Here is a 24542-nt window from a genome sequence, read left to right on the forward strand (position 1 = left end):
TTTTTTCCTTATTTATTTTTAAATTCTAACCATTTTTGTGCAATACGCACAGCATTTGTTGCAGCACCTACACGAATTTGATCTGCCACACACCAAAGATGGAGTGTTTTTTTATCATACACATCAGCACGAATTCTTCCTACATAAGTTTCATTAGTATCGCTAGTCATTAAAGGCATAGGGTATTTTTTATTTTTAGGATCATCTATGACAACAACACTTGGTGCTTTTTCTAAAATTTCTTTAGCTTTTTTTACATCTATTTCTTTTTCAAAATGCATAGTAATGGCTTCGCTATGACTTCTTAAAACAGGCACTCTTACACAAGTTGCCGAAACTTCTAAATTTTTATGTAAAATTTTTTGAGTTTCATTGACCATTTTAAGTTCTTCTTTAGTGTAATCATTATCCATAAAAACATCAATTTGTGGAATAAGATTAAGTGCCAAAGTATAAGGAAAAGTTTGAGGTTCAAATTCATCAAGTTTAAAAGCAAAAAAACTTTGCATGGCTTCGACCAATTCTTGCATTCCTTCTTTTCCTGCTCCACTTGCAGCCTGATAGGTACTTACATCAACACGCTTTAAATTAAATGCATCATTTAAAGGTTTTAAAACTTGTACCATTTGTATAGTAGAACAATTTGGATTAGCAATAATCCCTGTTTTTTTCCAATCTTTAATATCCTCAGGATTGCATTCAGGAACCACCAAAGGAACATCTTTTTCCATTCTAAAATGACTTGTATTATCAATAACAACAGCGCCCGATTCTACTGCAAATTTAGCATATTTTTCACTCACACTTCCACCTGCGCTAAAAAAAGCAATATCAATAGGATTTTCTTTAAATACATTTTCAGTAAGCTCTTTGACTTTATAAGCTTTGCCTTTAAATTCTACTTCACTACCTACACTTTTTGCACTTGCTAAAGGTAAAATACTTTCCACTGGGAAATCAAGTTCATCTAAAACATTTAAAAGCTCTTCCCCAACCGCACCAGTAGCACCCACAATGGCTATTTTTTGTTTTTTTGACATTACTTATCCTTTATTTGATATTTTTTAATTTTTTCATTTAAAATTTTTATATCCATACCTAAAATTTGAGAAGCTTGATCCTTGTCATAATCTACACTTAAAAGAACTTCACAAATCAATTCTTTCTCTAAATTCTTTACATCTTTTTTTATACTTCTAGCTTCTAAGAACAAATCTTCGCTTGAAATTTCATCATCTTCGCTTAAAATACAAGCTCTTTGCACGACGGATATTAATTCTCTAATATTACCAGGAAAATCATATTCAAGTAAAGCATTTTTAGCTTCTTGGCTGAGCTGTTTTTTCTTAAAATCATATTCTTTGCAAGTATCTTCTAAAACCTTTTGAGCTATACCTAAAATTTCTTCTTTACGCTCTCTTAAAGGCGGGATATTAATAGGAACAGTGTTTAAACGATAATATAAATCTGAACGAAATTCGCCATTTTTTATTTTTTCATCTAAATTTGCATTAGTTGCACTGATAATTCTTACATCTATTTTGATGCTTTTCGTACTTCCAAGTCGCGTAATTTCTTTTTCTTGCAAAGCTCTTAAAAGTTTGGCTTGAATTTCATAAGGCATTTCGCCAATTTCATCTAAAAACAAAGTACCCTCATTAGCCATTTCAAAAAGCCCTATTTTAGTTGCATTGGCATCGGTAAAAGCACCTTTTTCAAAACCAAAAAGCTCACTTTCAATCAAATTTGCAGGAATGGCTGCCATATTAATAGCAACAAAAGGCTTATTAGAGCGTTTAGAATGAGTGTGAATATAACGAGAAAATACCTCTTTTCCTACTCCACTCTCTCCAAAAAACATTACAGAGGCATCAGTTTTAGCCGCTTTTTGACTTAAATTTAATGTTTTTTCTAAATTAGGAGAAGTTGAAAAAAAATCTTTATTTTCTTCTTTTTTTTCATTTTTTTTGCTTTTTTTATCGGCTGTTTTTTCTCTTATGATTTTAGCACGCTTAATAGCCTCGACTAAAGTATCAACATCAAAAGGCTTGGTTAAAAAATCTTTTACTCCCAAACGAACCGCTTCTATAGCACGACTTAAAGTAGCATTTCCTGTCATAATAATAAAATCATATTTATTTTCACAGGCTTTAACAAATTCTATGCCATCAATTCCTGGCATATTAATATCTGTAATAATCAAATCTGTATTCTCATCTATTTTTTTTAAAGCTTCAGTAGCAGATTTATAAGATTTAATATTAAATTCTTCATACTCTGCTAATGCAATTTCTAAGGATTTGCGCATATTAATATCATCTTCTACTATGACTAAATTCATCCTAAGCCTTTTAAAAAATTTCTGCTATAGTATCGAATTTGCGCTTAATTTTGAATTTGCTTTTTTTTAAGATAATAAATTATCGCATTTTGTTCGCCAAATTCCACGGTAAAACGCAAAGGTAAAATTTTAATATAAGTTTCACTTTGAGCACGTAATAAGTCGGTATTAACAATATCCTTAACACTGATTTTAGCTCCTATAAAGCAATCACTTAACTCATCTTTATGAGAATTTAAAAAATTAAATTTAATTGTTTTTAGCATATTATCATCAATTAATCCTAAAGAAGTTCGAGGTAAAACTTTTAAATCTTGATCACTATAAGAAATTTCACATACCCATTGTTCTTCAACATTTTCGCTTTGCGTCATTGCTAAGGATAAATTTTGATTTTGATGAAAGAGAATGAAATTTTTACTAGAAAGCTCTGCCCAAAAAATAAATTCATCTTGGGCAAAAAGCTTAAAGCTAAGAAAAATTAATAAGCAAACAATTCTTTCCACTTGTCTGCATCGATTTTAAGTTCTAAGTTTACTCTATAAAGCCCTTGATTAAAATTCTCATCAATAATACTTGCATTTTTTATCAAACCATTTACTTGCGCAGTAATAGTTGAACTTCTAAGCATTGCATCTTTTACAGTGTCTTTACCATTCACTTTCACACCATAAAGCTTACTTGCAAGCTGTCTGTAAGCATCGGTAATCGCTGCTCTTTTTGCTAAAGCTAGGGCTTGAGCAGTAGAAACTGTATTCATCGGAGCAATCCCTTCACCAACTGCTGTAAAACTAAGTTCCGTTTCGCTAGCATCTGGAGCCAACATTTTTTCTTCTCTGATAATATCACGCACATCATCTTTATCGACTTTTTGCACGATAACATCTTGAGATGGAGCAGTGCTATTTGCACTTGAATTTTTAGTTGCACTGTTTGCACTTGGTACACAACCAGCGAAAATTCCTGCTATTGCTAGCATAAAATAAATTTTTTTCATTTTTACACCTTCAAAATATTGTAATTAGTAAAATAAAAAGCAATAAGCGTTCCAACTTTAAACTTATTGCAAATCTAAACCAAAGTTTTCATCGCTTAACTCATCCTCATCATTTTCCTCTTTAGGACACTTAGCGATGCTAACCACCTCGTCATTTTCCACATTAACCACGATGACGCCACTTGTATTACGCCCTGCCTTTCTAATGCTTTGCATATCAACACGTATCATCTTGCCTGAACTTGTAAGAGCCATCAAATCCATAGTTTCATCTACTATAACTACGCTAATAAGATCTTTGGTTTTTTCTGTAAGTTTCATACAAATTACACCCTTACCACCTCTGCTTTGCAATCTATATTCTCCAGCATTGGTGCGTTTTCCTATACCTTTTGCGCTTATGCTTAAAATTTCTTGCTCATCATTTTCTATAACAACTGCACCTACTAATTCGTCATTTTTCTCTTTAAACTTAATAGCCGTCACCCCACGACTTACACGACCGATTTCACGTACTTTAGCAAGTGGGAATTTGATACACATACCTTTTTTGGTTACTGCAAAGAGCATTTTACCTTGTGTGCTTACACTCTCTTCATTTTCAAGATTTTCATCATCTAAATTTTCAATTTCTTGATTTTCTAAATTTTCTTCACCACCACTGACAAAAATTTCATCTTCATCTCTTTGAACAATAATAGCAGTTACCAACTCATCATTTTCATCCAAGTTGATCGCTCTAACTCCTACACTTCTGATATTTTGATATTCACTCAAATTTGTACGCTTTACAATACCATTTTTAGTAAAGAAACATAAAGATTTACTCTCATCAAAATCCGTGGTTGGAATAATAGCCATGATTTTTTCTTCAGCTTGTAAATTAATAAGATTTACCACTGCTTTTCCTTTAGCCGTTCTTGAGCCTTCAGGAATTTTATAAACTTTAAGCCAATAAAGCTGTCCACGATCTGTTACAAACATAAGCGTATCATGTGTATTTGCCGTAAAGAAACTTTCTATAAAATCATCATCATAAGTCGTAACGGCTAATTTTCCTTTTCCGCCTCGTTTTTGCTTTTCATATTGTTTACTAGGCACACGCTTAATATAACCACGATGGGTAATAGTTACAACCATATTTTCATTAGGAATCAAATCCTCAATATCAATATCATCATAATCATCTTCAATTTGAGTAATACGTGGCACATCAAATTTACTTCTAATTTCTTTTAATTCATCGCGAATTAAATTTTCAAGCAAGGTTTCACTTTTTAAAATTTCTTCAAGTCTTGCAATTTCTTTCATTAATTCTGCAAGTTCATTTTCGATTTTTTCTCTTTCAAGTCCTGTTAAACGACCTAGTTTCATATCTAAAATAGCATTGGCTTGAAGCTCACTAAGACCAAATTTAGCTACCAAAGAATCTCTTGCGGTATTATTATCAGAACTGTTTTTAATTAAAGCAATCACTTCATCTATATTATCAAGTGCAATTTTAAGACCTTCTAAAATATGAGCTCTTGCTCTTGCCTTTTGAAGTTCAAAAATCGTTCTTCTAATAATAACTGTTTTTCTATGGGTTAAGAAAAGATTTAAAAGTTCTAACAAAGAGAAAATTTTAGGTTCTTTATTGTGAATTGCCAACATAATCACACCAAAAGTACTTTCCATAGTAGTAGATTTAAATAGATTATTTAAAACAATTTCACTCATAGCCTCACGTTTAAGCTCTATAACAACGCGAATTCCTTCTTTATTGCTCTCATCTCTTACTTCAGATATTCCTTCAATTTGCTTTTCTTTAACAAGCTCTGCAATCTGCTCTATAAGCCTAGCTTTATTGGTTTGATAAGGAAGCTCATCTATAACAATAACATCTTTATTTGTCTTTTTTTCAATATGAGTTTTAGCTCGCACTTTCACACGACCACGCCCTGTGCGATAAGCTTCTATAATACCTTTTTTACCATAAATTATTCCACCTGTTGGAAAATCTGGGCCTTTAATAAACTGCATAATCTCTTCTAAGCTTGCATCTTTATTATCAAGCAAATATAAAAGTCCATCTATCAACTCATTTAAACTATGAGGCGGGATGTTTGTCGCCATACCTACAGCTATACCACTTGAACCATTTAATAATAAATTTGGAACCCTAGAAGGTAAAACATCAGGTTCACTTTCTGAACCATCATAATTTGGAACAAAATCGACCGTATCTTTATCTATATCTTTTAAAAGTTCATGAGAAAGTTTACTCATTTTTGCTTCAGTATAACGCATCGCAGCGGCGCTATCACCATCTATAGATCCAAAGTTGCCTTGTCCTGTAATACTTGGATATCTCATAGAAAAATCTTGAGCCATTCTAACCAAAGCATCATAAACTGCTGTATCTCCATGTGGGTGATAACGACCTATAACAGCACCCACTATACGGGCTGATTTGACAAAATCTGTTCTACTTTTTGCCTCATCATTTTGCATAGCATATAAAATTCTTCTATGAACAGGCTTTAAACCATCTCTTGCGTCAGGCAAAGCACGACCTATAATAACACTCATAGAATAGTCTAAATAACTACTTTTTATAGAATTTTCTATATCTACAAGTTCAATATCAGAATCTTTGCTAAAAATATTCTCCATAAAAATCCTTCTATTAGTTCAAAGTTTTGATTATAGCATATTAAACTTTTGCATCAGCTAAAACAAGAGCAAAAAGTACAGAAATTTTATTTTCTTCTAAAACTTTTTTAGCTTCCAAAAGGCTAGAACCAGTTGTTACAATATCATCTACTAAAATTACAGGTTCGTGAATGGTTTTTAAGAGTTTGTAATTTCTTTTATGTTTTTGACGAAATTCTAAACTTTTTCCAGAATATTTAATATGATTTTGTGCTTTTAAAACATTAAAAACAGGTTTTACAAATTTTGTTTTAAGATATCTAGCTAAAATAGCAGAATGTGAATAAAGCATATCTTCAACCTTATCATCTAAAGCTATAACATTAATTGTCATTCTAGGATCAAAAAAATCTTTAAATTTTGCAAAACTTAATTTAGCAAGCATTTTATAAACGAAATAACCATAAAAATAATGTTTAGAGTGAAGCAAGTGTTGTATCTCATGGTATTTATAAAAAGAATAGACTTTGAAATTATTATCAAGCTTTCTTGCATTTAAGGAAAATTCAGAAAGCTCTAGCTCACATAAATCACAAAAGCAAAGCAGAGCAAAAGCTCCGCAATTTATACACCTCAAAGTTCAGAGATTAAACTAGCTGCTTTATTTGCCATTTGTTTTATTAACAAATGAGTATAAAAAGTTGTTTCTTTTAGATCATCGAAACCTTGTACATCTTGCTTGGTGCGGATTGTAAATTTCTTATTTTTGTTTATATCGCTAACTTGTAAAACTCCTACTAGTTTTGAATGTAATCCTGTAGTATCTTGAGTTGCTCCATAAGATATAAATTCTAAATCAATCTTACTCACATAAGGTGAATTTTGATCGTTATTGTCAAGCACAACTATTCCTCTAGCTTCAAGTTCTTGTTTTAAATAAGTATAAAATACCGCATTAAAATTCACATCAACAAATAACTTTTTCCCTTTAGCATTTAAAACTTTTTGTCCTTCTTTTAAATCATAAAATCTATGCAAATAAACCTTTTTTAAAGCAATACCAGTGTCTAAAGTGCGTTTATTGGCACAACATTGAATTCCAACATCGCTAATGTATAAAAGCCCTTTAATCTTTGCTTCAAAGCCATCAGGACTTTCGCAAGAACTGCATTGAGAATTTCTAGAAATTTGATTAACTTGAGCAAAAGTATCTTGTTTAGTTGCACAAGCACTCAAAAATAAAATAGGCACTATAAAAATCAAAAATTTTTTAAACATTTTTTCTCCTTAGAAAATTATTTTAAAATTGTATTAAAAATACAAGCAAATTTCAAGCCAAGTTTTAAATTTATCATCAATCTATCTTTAAAACACTCAAAAAAGCTTCTTGAGGTAAATTTACCTTACCTATAGCTTTCATTCTTTTTTTACCTTCTTTTTGCTTTTCTAAAAGCTTTCTTTTTCTAGTAATATCCCCACCATAGCATTTTGCTGTCACATTTTTACCCATGGATTTAACAGTCTCCCTTGCGATGATTTTATTTCCAATACTTGCTTGAATGGCCACTTCAAAAAGCTGTCTAGGAACTATTTCTTTCATAGCGCTAACAAGCTCTCTTCCTTTACTTTGTGCTTTCTCATTAGGCACGATAATGCTTAGCGCATCAACATTTTCACCCGCCACTTTAATATCAAGTTTTACCAAATCCCCTACTCTAAATTCTATAGGTTCATAATCAAAACTCGCATAGCCTTTTGTTAAGGACTTTAATTTATCATAAAAATCCATCACAATCTCATTTAAAGGTACATCATATTCTAGCAAAACACGCTCAGGTGTGATATAGTCCATTTTAACCTGTATTCCTCTTTTGCGATTTAAAAGAGTGATTAAATTCCCTAAAAATTCACTTGGAGTAATGATAGTGGCTTTAACATAAGGCTCTTTTATATGATCGATTTTATTAACAGGAGGAAGCTCGCTAGGATTTTGAATTTTAACAAGTTCTCCATCGGTTTGATAAATTTCATAAGTCACAGTTGGAGCTGTAGCAATTAAATCAAGATTAAATTCTCTCTCAAGTCTTTCTTTGATCACTTCCATGTGTAAAAGTCCTAAAAACCCTACCCTAAAACCAAAGCCTAAAGCCAAAGAAGTTTCAGGCTCATAGGTAATAGAACTATCGTTAAGTTTTAGCTTATCCAAAGCATCTCTTAAATCTTCAAATTTATCCGTTTCTATAGGATAAAGTCCTGCAAAGACAAAAGCTTTAGCCTTTTCAAAACCGCCTATGGCTTCTTTAGCTTTGTTTTTTACTAAAGTAATAGTATCGCCTACTTGTACATCACCTACAGTTTTAAGCCCTAAAACCACCACGCCTACTTCACCTGATTGTAAAGATTGAGTTTTAATTGGGCTTAAAGGATGAGGATAAAAAAGATCTTGAACTATATGTTTTTTATCCGTACTCATGACTAAAACTTCATCATTTTTAGCAATACTTCCTTCATAAATCCTAACTAAAGCCAAAGCACCCAAATAATTATCAAACCAAGAATCATAAATTAAAGCCTTAGTAGGAGCTTTATCATCTGTTTTTGGTACAGGGATTTTAGTAATAATTGTTTCTATAAGCTCTTTTATACCCACTCCTGTTTTTGCACTCACGCAAATGGCGTCTTTACAATCTATACCTATAATATGCTCGATTTCATGCTTGACTTTTTCAATATCAGCATTAGGCAAATCGATTTTATTAATCACGGGAATAATTTCAAGATTATTTTCAAGCGCTATATAAACATTAGCTATAGTCTGTGCTTCAACACCTTGAGAAGCATCTACTACAAGTAAAGCCCCTTCACAACTTGCCAAAGAACGACTCACTTCATAAGAAAAATCCACATGGCCAGGAGTATCAATAAGATTTAAAACAAAATTTTCGTTATTAAATTTATAATTTAAACGCACCGATTGTGCTTTTATAGTGATACCACGCTCTTTTTCTATATCCATAGTATCCATAACTTGTGAACTCATCTGCCTATCACTAATAGCACCACACTCGCTAATAATCCTATCTGCAAGAGTAGATTTTCCATGATCTATATGAGCTATAATAGAAAAATTTCTAATATTTTTTACCGACAAAATTTCATCCTAAATATAAAATTTTAAAGCTAGGATTTTAACAAAATTTATGTTTAAAACAAATAAATTTTATTTTATATAAAAAACTTCAATTGAAATTTATATAAAGCATACTAAAATATAAAATGTTTGAAAAATATTTAAAATCAGCTATATTTTTAGCTCTTTATCCCTTAGCAATGTTAGCTTCTAATTTGCACGAATTTATAACACTAAGTCAAAATAATGAATCCTATCTCATTAAACAAATGCAAAGCGAACAAGCAAATTTGGACAAAGAACAAGCTTTTAGAAATTACCTACCCTCTCTTAGTCTAAACTCAGCTTATATAGCCAATAATAAAGATCGCTTCATCATCGATCCACAAGAAAGTTTATTTGCTAAAGTCTCTCTTAATTTTTTGCTTTTTGATGGGAGTGCTAGAGAGGCCAATTTAAGGGCTTTAGAAAGCAAAGAAAAATTAAGCCTTTTAGACAAAGAACAAAGCAAAAATTACCTTGCCTTAAATGCAATCACACTTTATTTCAACACCTTAAGTCTTGAAAAAATTTTACTAGCCAATCAACAAAAAGTAGCTTTTTTAAAATCAACTTTTGAAAGATTGCAAAAATTTTACGATGCAGGACTTAGCCCTAAAGATGAACTTGAAAGCATTAAAGCCAAATATCATTTAAGCTTATTAGAGCTCAGTCAAAATGAATTAAAACTTGCCAATATACAAAAAGAGATTAAAATTTTAAGCAATACAGATTTTAAAGTGCAAGGGAATGCTTTTTTAGAAAATCCGCAACAAGAAAAAAGTCAAAACTATGAAGTAATGATAGCTAAAGAACAAATCAATCTTGCTAAAGAAAGTGTAAATTTAGCAAAAGCTGAATATTTTCCAAAATTTTATATTCAAGATAATTTTAACTTTTATAAAAACAATTATAATCCAAAAGTTCCGGCTCCTTTTGCAAATTTAGCGGATCAATTCTTAGAAAAATATTCTCAAGGTAATCAATTTATTTTAGGTATGGAATGGAAAATTTTTGATTTCAATGCAAGGGCTAAAGAAGTTGAAAAAGAGCGTTTAAACGTTCAAATAGCCAATGCAAACGCAAGGTTTAGTGAGAGAAAAAATAAAGAAGAATTAAATTATTTAGACAAAAGTTTAAAAGTTTTACAAGAACAAATTTTAGCTCTTAATCTTAGCTTAAATGCTGCAAATTTAGCTTTTGAAAGTGTAGATAAAAAATACCAAGCAGGACTTGTTTCTTATGTGGAATATCTTCAAGCTTTAGAGGCTAAATTTAAAGCACAAAGCGATTTAGAGCTTGCTAAAAATGAATTTGAAATTACTAAAGCAAATTATTATTTTAATGCAGGTATAGATCTTAATTCAAAGGTTAAAGAATGAAAAAAATTCTATTTTTACTTCTTGCTTTTAATTGCGCCTTTGGCGAAGAAATTTATGCAAGTTTCAATGTAGAAGCATCAAAACAAAGTAAACTTGCCCTTGAAAGCATAGGTTTAGTTCAAAAAATTCCTGTAGAAATTGGACAAAAAGTCAGCAAAGGAGAACTTTTACTTGCTCTTGATCAAGAAAGTGAAAAAATAGCTCTTCAAAATGCCCAAAATTCTTATCAACTTGCTCTTGTAGAATACGAAAATACCAAAAGCAAAATGCAAAAAATCAAAGCTGTAGAAAATGTTATAGACAAACAAAGCTATGAAGATATGAAAGCTAAGTTTGATGCAGCTAATTTAAATTTAAACAAAGCAAAAATCAATATAGCTTATTATAAAAATATCATGACAAAAAAAGAATTGCGCGCACCTTATGATGCTATTATCGCAAATAAATTTATACAAGTGGGTGAAGGAGTAGGAGGAGTAGCTCAACCTTTAATAGAAATTTTTTCCTATCCACAAAGCAAACTGATTTTAAGTTTTGATGAAAAATACAAAGATAAAGTTAAATTAGGCGATGATTTCTTTTATAAAATCGATCAAAATGGTACAGAATTTAAAGGAAAAATCAGCCTTATCTATCCAAGTATAGAAGTAAAAACAAGAAAAATTTATGCTGAAGTGCAAACTACAAATTTAACACCAGGGCTTTTTGGCGAAGGTAGAATCATCACTAAAGATTAAAAATGTTTAAACTAGCTATAAACCGACCAATTACTGTGCTAATGTTTTTCTTAGCTCTTATGATTTTTGGGCTAATCTCTGCTTTTAGCATGAGTGTAAATTTATTTCCTAATGTTTCCATACCTCTTATAAAAATCACAAGCAAGGTTAATGGGGATTTAAATTTCGTAGAATCAAAAATTACCAAAGAGATAGAAAATGCTTTAAGTGAAATTGATGGAGTAAAAACCATAACCTCAGCTGCGTATGATAATTTTAGTGTGAGTGTAGTGGAGTTTAAACTGGGTAAAAATCTTGAAGTAGCTGCTAATGATGTGCGTGATAAAATAGGAACTTTAAGCCTACCTTCTAAGCCTGAAATTGAAAAAATCAGTTCAGATTCTGGTTCTGCTATTTCGCTTTTTTTATATTCTAAAGATAAATTACAACTCATGCGTGAAATCAATGATAAAATAAAACCTTTTTTGCAAAGAGTTGAAGGAGTAGGTAAAATCGAGGCTAAGGGGTTTTTAGAACCCCAAATTCGCATAGAATTAAAACCAAATGAACTTAGAAAATACAATCTTAATGCTCTTGATGTAGCAAATATTATCAAAAGTCAAAATTTTAAACAAGCCCTTGGCGAACTTAATAACAATCAAGATAACTATATCATCAAAGGCTATTTTGAAGCCACAAATTTAGAAGAACTTAGCAATCTTCGCATAAAAACAGGGGTATTTTTAAGCGATATTGCTAATATTTCAAGCCTTTATGAAGATGAAAAACAAAGTGCTTTATACGAAGGTAAAGAAGGGGTGCTTTTAGAACTCGGAAAAATCACAAATTATAATACCCTTGAAATGATTAAAAATGTCAAAAATGCCTTGCCTATTTTAGAAAAACAAATTCCAAAAGATATAAGCATTAATGTGCTTTACGATAAAAGCTTAAATATCCACAAGCACCTTTCTCAAGTGATTTTTGATATGGTTTTGGGAATTTTTCTAACCCTTGTAATTGTATTTTTATTTTTAAGAAATTTAAGTGCAACTCTCATTGCTTGCATAGCTATACCTACTTCTATCATTTCAACTTTTTTTATTATCGATCTTTTAGGCTATGATTTAAACCGCTTAACTTTCATAGCTTTAACCTTAAGCATAGGAATTTTTATCGATGATGCTATAGTAGTGATTGAAAATATTGCTAAAAAACTAAAAACTTATCCGCCTTTACAAGCTGCTTTTTTAGGTATCAACGAAATAGGTTTTAGCGTTTTAAGCATCAGTATAGTTTTACTTTGTGTTTTTATCCCTATTTCTTATATGAACTCTATACCAGGACTTTTTTTCAATGCCTTAGGCATAAGCGTTGCAAGTGGGATAGTGATAAGCTTTTTGGTTTCTGTATTTTTAATACCTAGTATTGGAGCAAGATTTTTAAATCCAAAAGAAAGTAAGTTTTATGAAAAAACAGAAGTTTTTTTTGAAAAAATAGAGCAAAAGTATGAAAATTTACTCTATAAAATTTTACAAAATAAAGCAAAATTTATCCTAGCCACTCTTGTTTTTGTAGGGCTTTCTTTTGCTTTAGCTACCCGTATAGGACTTGATTTTTTACCTATGGAAGATGATAGCGAAATTCAAGTTTTACTTGAAAGCAAAAAGGATTTAAGTTTAGAAGCCATGAAAGAAAAAAGTTTAAATTTGCTTGAAAAAATCAAAAATGATAGCAATGTCAAATACGCTTTTTTACTTGTAGGCTATGATGATGCCAAAGATGCTACAAAGGCTAAAATTTATGTTAAACTTAAAAATTTAGACGAAAGAAATTTAAGACAAAGTGCTATAGTAAGTTTATATCGTCAAAAATTTCAAGATGAAAGTTTAAAAATCAAAATTTTAGAACTTCCAAAGATAGAGGGTGCAGGCATTGATGATCCCGTGCAGTTTTTAATCTTAGGAGATGATTTAAACACTCTAAAAGAAGCTGCTTCTCGAGCAAAAGAAATTTTGGGCACTAATGCACGCATTGTAGATATAAGCGACAATGCTAATGCTACAAAAGATGAAGTAGCCTTACGCATCAACAAAGAAAAAGCTAAACTTTTAGATGTCAATCCTGAATATATCGCTGGGGTTTTAGGGTATTCTTTTTCGCAACTTAGCGTAGGAAGTATGGATAGAGGCAATTCAAAAGATGATATTATCCTAAGTTTTGCTCCAGAATTTAAAAAAAACATAGAAGCTTTAAAACGCATTAGTATTAAAAACAACCAAGGTGTAAATTTAGAACTTTCAAGCGTGGTGGATTTTATATACAGTAAGGATTTAAAAACTATCAATCGTTACAATAAAAACCGCTCTGTGAAAATCACAGCTGGAGTAAATGATCTTTCCTTAGGAGCGGTGCAAAAACTTTTACTAGATAATATGGATAAAATTTTAAATAATAATGCAAGTCTTAGCTATGCTTTTTCAGGCTTTATCAATCTTTTAGGTGAAACCGTGCAAGGTTTTGCTATGGCAGTAGTACTTGCTTTTGTTTTAATTTATCTTGTTTTAGCCGCACTTTATGAAAGTTTTATTCTGCCTTTAATCATCATGATAACCATGCCTTTAGCCTTTGGCGGAGCTTCTATAGGGCTTTTTATCACGGGGCATAATTTTTCGCTTTTTGTACTTATTGCCATCATCTTACTTTTTGGTATGGTGGGGAAAAATGCTATTTTACTTGTGGATGTGGCCAATAAAAAATGCCATGAAGGTTTAGATCCCGATAAAGCTCTTTTAATCGCTGGAAAATCACGCTTAAGGGCTATATTGATGACAACTTTTGCTATGATTTTTGCCATGCTCCCACTCGCTCTTTCAAGGGGTGCGGGCTATGAAGCTAATTCTCCTATGGCAATAGCCATTATCTTTGGACTTATAAGTTCGACCTTGCTTACCTTACTCGTAGTACCTGCACTTTTTAAATTTTGTTTTAAACTAGATAGCAAATTAAGAAAAATTTATGAGAGAGAAAAATTAAATTAACCAAAATGATTAATTTATTTTTTTAAGTATTATTCTTATAAAGTGCTTTTAAGTTATCATAGGCGATTTGTATTTTTTCAAACTGTTCTCTTGCGTAAGCTTTTTCTATTGCACTTTTTCCTTGATGAAAATCAGGATGATAAAGTTTTACCAAAATCAAATATTTTTGTCTGATTTCACTAAGATCATTTTGCGGAGTACATTCTAAAGTATTAAAATAATTACTAAAAAGCTTAGCTAAAGCATTAAATTTCCATTTCATATTTTCTTTATTGTGAATATTTTGGCGAAATTTTTTATACTCTTCTCGGTCAACTTCAAAATTCACGCAATATTTTAAATGCTCGCTCTCATCTGCAAAAGCTTCAAAAAGTTCAAGAGTATTCTCGTTTTTATATTCTAAAATTAGAATATTTGTCATTTCATTATATTCTATATTATGATCTTGAAAATAATTTCTTATATAGGTAACAAATAATTTTTCATTAGAACTTAACTTCATCAAAATTCTACCCGCAGCAAAATCAATCTTGATAAACAACATAGGCTTAAGCATATTATTTTGCTCAAAATTTAATCTAAAAGTTTTAAAATGAGCATCTTGTAAATTCTCTATACCTTCATTTGTACTTTTGCGATATTTTTGATCTAAAACTTTTAAGAAATAACGACGCTGTGGAATTTCATTTTCTTCAAAAAAAGAAAAAATTTTATTTTTTCGTCCTATGACCTTTGTGAAATTTTTAGTAATCAAGTCTTTAAAATACTGAAATACACTAATATCATCTGTATTAACATTGATAGTTTCTAAAGTTTGCACGATTTGCATCTATTTCTCCCATAAAACCTCATTTTCAAAAAGCTCTTTAGTGCCTTTTAAAATTTCATTGGGTGTATAATCGGCTTTATAAGATAAAGATTGACACTTTTTTACAAAATACCCAAGATAAATATAATCTAAGTTCATTTTTTTAGCTATTTGTATTTCATTAAGCAAAGAAAATTTACCCAAAGAAAAATACGAAAAATCAGGATCATAAAAACAATAAATGCTTGAAATTCCATCCTCTAAAATATCAATCAAATCAACACAAACGAGCTTATCTTCTATATAAAATGCAAGCTCATATCCAAAATTCATAAAACCATCGACATAAAGATTATAATACTGCTTAAAGCTTAAATCATAACGCTTCCAGTTCTTTTTTTCTTCCATAAAACGATGGTATTTATCATATAAAAACAAATGTTCATTGCTTAAATTGGGTGTTCTAAGCATAACTTTGGTGTTAATATTTTTATTTATAACCCTTCTTTCACTTTTTGAAAAATTATATTCATTAACTAAAATTCTAAGACTTAAACATTCATCACAATCTTTACAAATAGGGCGTGAAAAATACCTACCAAAACGACGCCAACCTCGTTTTATTAGCCCATTATTGATTTCTTTAGGGCAATTTTCAATGTATTTATACTCTATTCTTGAGCGTTTATCTTTTAAGTAAGGACACTGATCTTCAAGAGTACAAAAACCAATCTCAAGCATTAAATTTTCTTAATATCTGCATTTTTGATAAATTCGGAAAATTCATCCTGTAGTTTTTCTTGCTTTAAGAAAATTTCTTGCATTTCCTTATCTATGTTTGTTTCTTGATTTTTTTCGCGAATATCTTTAGCTAGTTTTTCTAAATTTTTTACGCTTGCACCACTCTTGCTTGATTTCTTCGCTAATTTTGGAGTATTGGCGTTAGCTTGCATTTCTTTTTTAATACTTTTAAGACTGTCTAAAAAATCCATCTATTATTCTCTACTTTCTCGTATTTTTTTAAGCGTAGCAGCTATTGCAGCTATAACTTCTTCTTTGTTTTCTTGATGACGATCTTCTGTTTTTTCTAATAATTCTTGCATATGTGTTTCTATGAAAGAGGTGTCTAAATACCCTCTTCTAAATTCTCTTGTTTTTGTAATGGCAATTAAAAATGGTATCGTTGTTCTAATATCATCAATCACAAATTCCTTCAAAGCACGCTCAAGTTTATTAACCGCTAAATCATAACTTGTTGCTTTAATAATAAGCTTTGCAAGCATGGAATCATAATAAGGCGGCACAGTATAGTCTTTATAAATATGACTATCAACCCTAACAGATGGTCCAAGAGCTGGGTAGTATTCTCCTATTTTTCCAGGACTTGGAATAAAATTTTTCCATACATTTTCAGCAGTAATTCTAGCTTCAATAGCAAAACCCCTAGGTTTAATATCGCTTTGTTCTAAGTCCAAAATTTCTCCTGCTGCAATACGAATTTGTCTTACAATAAGGTCAATACCTGTAATTTCTTCAGTAATTGGATGCTCAACTTGAATTCTTGTATTCATTTCCATAAAATAAAAGCGATTGTAATCATCAAGCAAAAACTCTATAGTTCCAGCATTTGTATAACCTACAGCCTTAGCAGCTGCCACAGCTGTAACACCCATGGTTTTTCTAAGATTATCTGAAATTCCAGGGCAAGGTGCTATCTCAATTACCTTTTGATGCCTTCTTTGGATAGAACAATCCCTTTCACAAAGATGGATAATATTTCCATAGTTATCTCCTAAAATTTGAAATTCTATATGCCTAGGATTAACTACATATTTTTCCATAAATACTTCATCATTATTAAAGTATGTTAAAGCTTCTCTTTTGCAAGATTCAAAAGCATTTTCAAGATCTTGTTCTTTATGAACAACGCGAATTCCACGTCCACCTCCACCACCTGAAGCTTTTAAAATAACAGGATAACCAATCTTCTCAGCAAAAATTTTAATTTCTTCCATGCTATAGGAATTTAATTTTTCAGTCCCTGGAACAATAGGTATGCCATTTTTAGCCATTAACTTACGAGCGATATTTTTATTTCCCATCTTATGGATTACTTCAGATTTTGGACCTATAAAAATAATTCCAGCATCTTCACAAGCCTTAGCAAATTCGTAATTCTCACTTAAAAATCCATAACCAGGATGGATCGCATCAGCACCACAAGCCTTAGCAATCTCGACAATACGAGCAACATCTAAATATCCTCTTATAGCATCCGTTCCTATGCGATAAGCCTCATCTGCGATTTTTACATGCAAACATTCACGATCAGGTTCTGTAAAAACTGCAACACTTTTAATATGTAAATCTCTACAAGCACGGATTACTCTAACAGCTATTTCAGCTCTATTTGCTATGAGAATTTTATGGATTTGATTCATAATTTGCCTTTTTTATTATATTTTTATTGTTAATTTTAGCAAATTTTCCTTACAAAAACTTAGCAAAAAATTTAATTTATTTTAGTTATAATAAAACTTTTTAAAATTTTAATTCCAATAAAGAAAAGTTATAATTATAATGGTTGCTGATAAAAGATTATTTTATTTAAGTTGTATTTTAATCACCATAGGAATAGTATTTTCATACTCTCTTACAGCTTTTACTGTTCTTTTTCTTGACTATAGCGAGTTTCATTTTTTTATTCGTCAGCTTTTTTTTGGAATTAGTGGCATACTTATAATGTTTTTTATTTCTCGATTGGATCCTGATAAAGCACTTTCTAAAAAAATTATTTTAGCTATTTTGATTATTTCTTTTATCTTTATTATCATTTTACCATTTTTACCTTCTGCATTAGCAACAGCTAGCGGAGGAGCTAAACGCTGGATACGCTTAGGCCCACTCTCTATCTCTCCTGTGGAATTTTTTAAAATAGGATTGATTTATTTTTTAGCATGGAGCTATACAAGGCGTATTGATGATAGCAAAAAAGCTATCAGACACGAGGCTTTAATTCTTCTACCTTATTGTATCTTAGCTTCTATAGTTATAGGATATATTTATATCACTCAAAACGATTTAGGACAAAGCGTAATTTCTTTCTTTTTGATTCTAGCTTTAGCTTTTTTTGCAGGAGCTAGTAAAAGGCTTTTTGCTTTTGGAACTTTAATCATTATGATGATAGGTATAATGGTAATTTTTAGTAACCAAAGAAGAATTCAAAGAATCGCTTCTTGGTGGGGGAATATACAAGATGCTTTTTTACCTATGCTTCCTGATTGGCTAGCAAATGCTTTAAAAGTAAGTAGCAACAGCGAACCTTATCAGATTTCGCACTCTTTAAATGCTATAGCCCATGGAGGAATGTTTGGTGAAGGCCTAGGACTTGGAACTTTTAAATTAGGCTTTTTAAGTGAAGTGCATACTGACTTTGTTCTTTCAGGAATTACTGAAGAAATAGGACTCTTAGGTCTTGGAGTTATTTGCTATATTTATCTTTGGATGATTTTAAGAATTTTTAGAATTGCAGGAAGATGCGAAGCTAAACAAGATTTTATTTTTTGTTCAGGCATAGCCTTACTTTTACTTTTTTCCTTTTTTATGAATGCTTTTGGTATTATTTCTCTTACTCCACTAAAAGGTGTAGCGGTTCCACTTTTAAGCTATGGAGGAAGTTCAATGTGGGCAATTTGCATAGGCATAGGATATGTATTAATGATTTCAAAAAAGGTTAAATTATGACAATAGCTTTAACAGGTGGCGGAACTGGTGGGCACTTAGCCATAGTGCGTTGCTTATTAGAAAGTGCGATTAAAAAAAATATAGAATGTGTATACATAGGTAGTCAAAATGGTCAAGATAAAGCTTGGTTTGAAAATGAAGTACGCTTTAAGGAAAAATTTTTTTTAAGCTCTAAAGGAGTGGTTAATCAAAGCAAATTTGGCAAAATCAGTTCTTTACTCCACACCTTAAAACTCTCCAAAGATTGTAGAGAAATTTTTAAAAAATACCACATCCAAGCCGTTTTTAGTGTAGGTGGATATAGTGCAGCTCCTGCATCTTTTGCGGCTTTATTCTCACATTTGCCTCTTTTTATACATGAGCAAAATTCAAAAAGTGGCTCTTTAAATATGCTTTTAAAACCTTTCGCTACGAAATTTTTTAGCGCCTTTGAAAAAGAATTCAGCCCTTATCCTGTAGCAAATAAATTTTTTGATAATGCTAGGATTCGCAAAGAATTAAAAAATATTATTTTCCTAGGAGGATCACAAGGAGCTAGTTTTATAAACGAACTAGCTTTAAATCTCGCCCCAAAGCTTCAAGAACAAAATATCAAAATCATCCATCAATGTGGAAAAAATGATTTTGAAAAATGCAAAAAACACTACCAAAGCTTAAATATCCAAGCTGATGTTTTTGACTTTAGTTCAAATTTGGAAGAAAAAATGAAAAATGCAGATCTAGCTATATCAAGAGCAGGTGCAAGCACCCTTTTTGAACTTTGTGCTAACACCTTGCCTGCTATTTTCATACCTTATCCTCATGCAGCTAAAAATCATCAATACTTTAATGCTAAATTTTTACAAGATCAAGCTTTATGTCAAATTTTCACGCAAGATTCGATCAATCTTGATGATTTTTTCAAAGCAATGTTAAAACTTAACTTAGAAGATATTTCCACAAGATTGCAAAATATAGCACAAAAAAATGGTGGGGATATTTTACTAGAAAAAGCACTATCTGATAACTTGGCTTTTATACGATAAATATCCAAAGATATTTACCAAAATCCCTACAAAAATCAACATCAAAATAGCAAGTGAAAAATTTTCAAATTTGTCATGCAAAAAACCTATAATCCATTGTCCTTGTGCTGCGATTAAATACCCAAAACCCTGAGCTAAAGCAGAAAGTCTCGCTGCTATTTGAGCATTAGAGCTTTTTTGTGCAATAAAAAGCAACGCAATGCCAAAAACTCCACCCCATGGAAAACCCATGATAAAAGCACTGATGATAATAGAAATTTTGCTATCAAAAATAAAGAGCATACCAAAAGCGATCACATACATACTGCACAAACTAGCTATGTAAAAAGTATGTAAATTTTGCCTTAATTTTCCTAAAAGTAAAGGGCCAAAAAGAGACACTGGAGCTGCAACAAGTTGAGCAAATAAAACCATACTTGTAGAAAATTCTTTATCAAATCCTTTTTCTACAACAATTTGAACATACCAAAAAAACAAAGAATAAGCTAAAAAACTTTGAAATCCCATAAAAAGAGTAATTTTCCAAGTTGTTAAATTTGTAAAAAGATTGATTTTTTTATAAGCTTTTTTCTTAATGCGAAAAAATCTACCATTTTTAGCTTGAGGATAGTAAACTACTAAAGCTACAAAAGAAAAAATAGCCCAGAAAAACATAGCTCCAGCTAAATCAAATACACTAAGCAAAGGTATAGCTAAAGCAATACCCATAATCGAAGAAATACTCAAAACAAGACTATAAATTCCCATTATACTTGCCATTTTTCTTGGAAATTTTTCTTTAATAAAACTAGGAAGTAAAACATTTGCAATTGCTATACCACAGCCCATTGCTAACATTCCTAAAAATAAGCCATATACACCAAAATAAGAACGAATAATTTCGCCTAAAAAAATTAAAAAAATTCCAAAAACAATAGCACGAATAGGAGAAAAATACCCCACAATAAAAGAAATACTTCCAAAAGCTATCAAAGGAAGACTTGTAAGTATGCCCGCTACGGTTGAGTTTAAATAATACTTATCTTTAATAATATCAATAATAGGCCCCACTGCAGTAATTGGGGCTCTAAGATTAAAAGCTACAATAATAACAATAATAACATTAATCCAAAATATCTTTTTAAAAGAAGCCATAAAAGCCTTATTTGTTAAGTTCTACTTTGAATATTTTACCTTCTGCCATCTTAGGAATCCATAAAATATTACCTTCAATAAATATATCTGCAGGACCTTTCATCAAAGGAAATTCAAGTTTTACAGATTTAACATTATCTAAATTATAAATATATCCATTTAGATTATTTCCCCAAGAACTTACCAATAAACCATCTTTATAAGGAACTATTCCATCATAAGATTCTTTTTCATTTTTAATTATACTGAGTTCTTTTGTATTTAAATCATAAGCCATTACAACACCGCCACTTACACCATCAGGATGATAACCAGCTATAAAAAGCTTATATTTTTTTCTATCTAGATATAACCCATTTGGACCGCCAAATTTTGCTAAATCAAGTTTTAATAATTCATCATATTGCTTAGTTTTTAAATCAACCTTTAAAATAAGCCCTGTGCCAGTATCGCTAACCAAAAGCGTATTGTCGTCTAATTTTTCTATGTCATTTAAAAAGATTGCACCTTTAATAGGTAAATTAAAAATTTCTTTTTTAGTTTTAAGATCAAAACCGCGTAAAACATCGATATCTACCACATAAAGAGTTTTTCCAATCTCCATCATGCCTTTTGGTGCATTAAGATGGGTTAAAAATTTATATTCTAGCACTTTGCCATTTTTATCAAGCTTAGAAATAAATCCATCATTATCTTTCGCCAAAGGTTCAAGTTTTTCTCCTACATTAGATACATAAACATAGTTTTTATCTACAAAAATACTTTCAGGGCTTTTAAAACCATCAAATTCTTGATATTTTAATTCACTTGCACCAAGCAAACTTCCAAGAAGCGCTAAACTTAAAACATATTTTTTCATATTTTCTCCTTTATTTAAAAATATTTTCATTGAATTATATTTATTTAGATAAAAAAAATGTGCTAGTTTTTTGATAAAAAATACAAGTTTTTTGTTTTTTGATATTGCTTAGGAGTTTGCTCATATTTCTCTTTAAATCTTTCAATAAACCAAGCTACTGAAGAAAAAGCGCACTCATTAGCTATTTCATTGATATTTTTTTTAGAAAATTTAAGTAAAATCTTTGCTTTTTGCAACCTTTTTTCATCTAACCATTTTTTAGGACTTTGTCCAAAACATTTCTTAAATTCTTTAGAAAAAGTTGCTAAATCTAATTTCGCAAAATTAGACATTTCATTTACGCTTAAAAATTCTCTACCACAATACTCAAAAAGTTGGGAAAGATCAAGGCGAAATTCTTTTAAAATTCCTGATAAAAAACTAATAAAATAAATATTCTTATTTAAAAGCAAATGTAAAAAAATCTCTTCAAATTTCAAACTCACTATAGGATCTAAAATTTGCGTATTTTCTTCAAAATGCGGTGAAAAACTTTCCAAAATTCCTTGCAAAATCTTATCATTTTTTACCCAAAAAATTTCATAGTTTTGAAACTTTTGATCTAGTTTAAAAAAATCTTTATACTTATAAATAAGCTCAATTAAAAATGCATTGTCAAAAAAAAATAAATAAGCTTCATAAACTCCTTTACTAAGTCCTACATTGCTTAAAGTATAGCTCCCAGCTTTTAAAAACAAAGTTTCATAAGAGTTAATCTTATAATCTTTTGATGCAGTGTGTAAAATTTTATATCCTTTGCGAACAAAAGTTAAAAGATGACTTCCTATATTAACAAAAGTAGAATGCGAAGTATCCGTTTGTGTATATTTAGCAAAAGTGCAAGATTTAATTTTTTTATAATTGACACCTTTTAATTGCTTTAAATCTTCTGGTAAAGAAAGAATTTTATTCATCGTAAATTTTGCCTACATTCTAAAAGATACTTTTTAAGATCTTTTTCTTTCATTAAAATTTCACGCATACAAACACCTGCTATATTTATATCTTTAAAATTTTCTATATTTTGAGCATTGATACCGCCTATGGCATAAAGTGGAATTTGACTAAATTCAAGTAAGGATTTTAAAAAATCAAGCCCTTTAGGTTCTAAACCCGCCTTACAAGAACTTTCAAAAATATGCCCTACAAAAGCATAATTTACCTTATAACTCATCGCCTCTAAAAGCTCTTCTTTGCTATGGACTGAAGTGCCAAGTATATGAAAATATTTTACTAATTTAGACTCTTTTCTTAGCAAAGAAAGCGGTGCGTGAAAATAACGATGTCCCAATTTTAAACACTCCCTATCAAAAAAATGCAAAAAACAAGTCACTTTTTGCTTTGTACAAATGCTTAAAACTTCTTTTGCTAAGTCATAATACTCAAATTCGCTTAAATCTTTTTCTCTTAAAACTATAGCATCTACCTTAGCCTTAGCAAGTTTTTCAATCTGCTTTAAGAAGTCTATTTCCACACATTTTCTATCGCTTATGGCAATGATTTTTTTATCCCACATAAATGCTATCACTCATCACAGCTTGCAAATTTGATCTTTTAAGCATGCTTAAAATTTCATCTACACTTCTATCATCTGAAATTTCAAACTGCTCATCGCCCTTTTTTTCGCCCTTATGTTCACCTATGCCCACACTCACTCCTGCGCTCATTTTAGTAGCCCCAAGCTTAATAACCTCATCTCTAAAACCTATTCTTTCACGGCTTGAAATGGTAATACCCGCAAAAGGCAAAAAGAGCCTATAAGCACAAAGCACTTGCAAAAGGCGTTTTTCACTCACATCTTTAGGATGGATTTTGGCATTATTGATAATAGGTCTTAAACGTGGTACTGAAATAGAAATTTCAGCATGCGGATAAGCTTGTTGTAAAAAATGCGCATGAAGTGCCGTAGCAAGGGCGTCTTTTCTAAAATCATCTATACCCAAAAGTGCCGCAAAAGCCACTCCACGCATACCCGCTTTTAAAGCTCTTTCTTGGGCATTAAAGCGATAAGGAAAAATGCGTTTTTCACCAGCTAAATGAATTTTAGAATATTTTAAAGGATTGTAAGTTTCTTGAAAAACAGTCACATAATCACAACCCTTTTCATGTAAAATTTTATATTCATCTTCATTCATAGGATAAATTTCAACGCCTACAACCTTAAAATACTCTCTAGCTATTTTACAAGCATTTGCTATATATTCTACACTTGCAAACTCCCTACCCTCGCCTGTTAACATTAAAATTTCTTCTAAACCACTTTTAGTAATGGCTTGCATTTCTTCGTGAATTTCAGCTTCATTTAGCTTAGCTCTTGCGATTTTATTGCCTTTTTGAAAACCACAATAAACACATTTAGAATTACAATAATTTGACAAATAAAGTGGGGTAAAAAGAGAGATAGAATTTCCAAAATATTTTTGCTTGACTTTAGCGGATTTAAAGGCTAATTCTTCTATGAAATCTTCTGCTGCGCTTGAAAGCAAAGCTTTTAAATGTTCTATACTTAAATGTGTTTGATTTAAAGCATTTTTAACATCTTTAGCGCTAAATTGACTCTCATCATAGCTTTGAACTTGACTTAAAACCTTGTTTAAAATTTCGCTTTTTATTTCCTGCATATGAGGTAAATGCTGCATATAATCTTGCATGA

22 protein-coding genes are annotated in these 24542 nt (G+C 30.7%); 5 read left to right on the forward strand and 17 right to left on the reverse strand.

Annotated features, from left to right (window positions below):
* Nucleotides 1–8 precede the first annotated feature (8 nt).
* From AJ888_RS08190 to lepA, 8 genes are all read right to left on the reverse strand, one after another.
* The gene (locus AJ888_RS08190) at nucleotides 9–1040 is read right to left on the reverse strand and encodes an aspartate-semialdehyde dehydrogenase (protein WP_002861754.1); all 1032 of its coding nucleotides are present in this window, start codon (nucleotides 1038–1040) and stop codon (nucleotides 9–11) included.
* Nucleotides 1040–2341 carry a fla regulon two-component system response regulator gene (gene flgR, locus AJ888_RS08195; RefSeq protein ID WP_002861755.1) on the reverse strand — a complete coding sequence of 434 codons (1302 nt, stop codon included), beginning with the start codon at nucleotides 2339–2341 and terminating at the stop codon, nucleotides 1040–1042. Before flgR ends, AJ888_RS08190 begins: the two co-directional genes overlap by 1 nt.
* A 44-nt stretch (nucleotides 2342–2385) precedes the next feature.
* Nucleotides 2386–2847 (reverse strand): flagellar assembly protein FlgQ, encoded by a 462-nt coding sequence (gene flgQ / locus AJ888_RS08200; protein ID WP_002861756.1) that lies wholly within the window; start codon nucleotides 2845–2847, stop codon nucleotides 2386–2388.
* Nucleotides 2823–3338: a flagellar assembly lipoprotein FlgP gene (flgP, locus tag AJ888_RS08205; protein ID WP_002852972.1), complete on the reverse strand. Its 516-nt coding sequence runs from the start codon at nucleotides 3336–3338 to the stop codon at nucleotides 2823–2825. The genes flgQ and flgP overlap by 25 nt, the downstream gene beginning before the upstream one ends.
* Nucleotides 3339–3401: 63 nt before the next feature.
* On the reverse strand, nucleotides 3402–5993 hold the full coding sequence (gyrA, locus tag AJ888_RS08210) for a DNA topoisomerase (ATP-hydrolyzing) subunit A (protein ID WP_002861757.1): 2592 nt from the start codon (nucleotides 5991–5993) through the stop codon (nucleotides 3402–3404).
* Between the two features lie 40 nt (nucleotides 5994–6033).
* Nucleotides 6034–6609 (reverse strand): ComF family protein, encoded by a 576-nt coding sequence (locus tag AJ888_RS08215; RefSeq protein ID WP_002861758.1) that lies wholly within the window; start codon nucleotides 6607–6609, stop codon nucleotides 6034–6036.
* Nucleotides 6606–7250 carry an outer membrane lipoprotein MapA gene (mapA, locus tag AJ888_RS08220; protein ID WP_002861759.1) on the reverse strand — a complete coding sequence of 215 codons (645 nt, stop codon included), beginning with the start codon at nucleotides 7248–7250 and terminating at the stop codon, nucleotides 6606–6608. Before mapA ends, AJ888_RS08215 begins: the two co-directional genes overlap by 4 nt.
* Before the next feature lie 76 nt (nucleotides 7251–7326).
* Nucleotides 7327–9123 carry a translation elongation factor 4 gene (gene lepA, locus AJ888_RS08225; protein WP_002861760.1) on the reverse strand — a complete coding sequence of 599 codons (1797 nt, stop codon included), beginning with the start codon at nucleotides 9121–9123 and terminating at the stop codon, nucleotides 7327–7329.
* A gap of 125 nt (nucleotides 9124–9248) precedes the next feature.
* On the opposite strand from lepA, the gene cmeD reads away from it, so the two are divergent.
* From cmeD to cmeF, 3 genes are read left to right on the forward strand one after another with little or no spacing between them, the layout of a single operon-like run.
* A complete protein-coding gene (cmeD, locus tag AJ888_RS08230; protein WP_002861761.1) occupies nucleotides 9249–10523 on the forward strand; it encodes a multidrug efflux RND transporter outer membrane subunit CmeD in 1275 nt (424 codons plus the stop codon).
* Nucleotides 10520–11260, forward strand: coding sequence for a multidrug efflux RND transporter periplasmic adaptor subunit CmeE (gene cmeE, locus AJ888_RS08235; RefSeq protein ID WP_002861762.1), 741 nt, complete (start codon nucleotides 10520–10522; stop codon nucleotides 11258–11260). The genes cmeD and cmeE overlap by 4 nt, the downstream gene beginning before the upstream one ends.
* A 2-nt stretch (nucleotides 11261–11262) precedes the next feature.
* The gene (gene cmeF / locus AJ888_RS08240) at nucleotides 11263–14280 is read left to right on the forward strand and encodes a multidrug efflux RND transporter permease subunit CmeF (protein WP_032603345.1); all 3018 of its coding nucleotides are present in this window, start codon (nucleotides 11263–11265) and stop codon (nucleotides 14278–14280) included.
* Nucleotides 14281–14302: 22 nt separating this feature from the next.
* Here cmeF and AJ888_RS08245 read toward each other — a convergent pair whose 3' ends face one another.
* Genes AJ888_RS08245 through AJ888_RS08260 form a run of 4 tightly spaced genes read right to left on the reverse strand, consistent with a single transcriptional unit; the run spans nucleotide 14303 to nucleotide 17529 of the window.
* Nucleotides 14303–15109, reverse strand: coding sequence for an adenylosuccinate lyase (locus AJ888_RS08245; RefSeq protein ID WP_002861764.1), 807 nt, complete (start codon nucleotides 15107–15109; stop codon nucleotides 14303–14305).
* On the reverse strand, nucleotides 15110–15829 hold the full coding sequence (locus AJ888_RS08250; protein WP_002870578.1) for an arginyltransferase: 720 nt from the start codon (nucleotides 15827–15829) through the stop codon (nucleotides 15110–15112).
* Nucleotides 15829–16080, reverse strand: a complete 252-nt coding sequence (locus AJ888_RS08255; RefSeq protein ID WP_002870577.1) for a hypothetical protein — start codon at nucleotides 16078–16080, stop codon at nucleotides 15829–15831. Before AJ888_RS08255 ends, AJ888_RS08250 begins: the two co-directional genes overlap by 1 nt.
* A 3-nt stretch (nucleotides 16081–16083) precedes the next feature.
* Nucleotides 16084–17529 carry an acetyl-CoA carboxylase subunit A gene (locus AJ888_RS08260; protein ID WP_002856595.1) on the reverse strand — a complete coding sequence of 482 codons (1446 nt, stop codon included), beginning with the start codon at nucleotides 17527–17529 and terminating at the stop codon, nucleotides 16084–16086.
* 139 nt (nucleotides 17530–17668) lie between these two features.
* On the opposite strand from AJ888_RS08260, the gene ftsW reads away from it, so the two are divergent.
* Entirely contained in the window at nucleotides 17669–18832 is a 1164-nt protein-coding gene (ftsW, locus tag AJ888_RS08265; RefSeq protein WP_070296235.1) for a putative lipid II flippase FtsW, read from the forward strand.
* Entirely contained in the window at nucleotides 18829–19857 is a 1029-nt protein-coding gene (murG, locus tag AJ888_RS08270) for an undecaprenyldiphospho-muramoylpentapeptide beta-N-acetylglucosaminyltransferase (protein WP_002861768.1), read from the forward strand. Before ftsW ends, murG begins: the two co-directional genes overlap by 4 nt.
* Here the strand turns inward: murG and AJ888_RS08275 are convergent.
* From AJ888_RS08275 to thiH, 5 genes are all read right to left on the reverse strand, one after another.
* Nucleotides 19828–20991, reverse strand: a complete 1164-nt coding sequence (locus tag AJ888_RS08275) for an MFS transporter (protein ID WP_070296236.1) — start codon at nucleotides 20989–20991, stop codon at nucleotides 19828–19830. The two genes, murG and AJ888_RS08275, sit on opposite strands and share 30 nt — an antisense overlap.
* Before the next feature lie 7 nt (nucleotides 20992–20998).
* Nucleotides 20999–21850, reverse strand: coding sequence for an ATP-binding protein (locus AJ888_RS08280; RefSeq protein WP_070296237.1), 852 nt, complete (start codon nucleotides 21848–21850; stop codon nucleotides 20999–21001).
* A 62-nt stretch (nucleotides 21851–21912) separates the two neighbouring features.
* A complete protein-coding gene (locus AJ888_RS08285; RefSeq protein WP_002861771.1) occupies nucleotides 21913–22803 on the reverse strand; it encodes a helix-turn-helix domain-containing protein in 891 nt (296 codons plus the stop codon).
* Nucleotides 22800–23405, reverse strand: a complete 606-nt coding sequence (locus AJ888_RS08290) for a thiamine phosphate synthase (RefSeq protein WP_002861772.1) — start codon at nucleotides 23403–23405, stop codon at nucleotides 22800–22802. The genes AJ888_RS08285 and AJ888_RS08290 overlap by 4 nt, the downstream gene beginning before the upstream one ends.
* Nucleotides 23395–24540 carry a 2-iminoacetate synthase ThiH gene (gene thiH / locus AJ888_RS08295; protein ID WP_002861773.1) on the reverse strand — a complete coding sequence of 382 codons (1146 nt, stop codon included), beginning with the start codon at nucleotides 24538–24540 and terminating at the stop codon, nucleotides 23395–23397. The genes AJ888_RS08290 and thiH overlap by 11 nt, the downstream gene beginning before the upstream one ends.
* Nucleotides 24541–24542: the final 2 nt, after the last annotated feature.

It is taken from the genome of Campylobacter sp. BCW_6467, assembly GCF_001762855.1.
Classification (GTDB): domain Bacteria; phylum Campylobacterota; class Campylobacteria; order Campylobacterales; family Campylobacteraceae; genus Campylobacter_D; species Campylobacter_D jejuni.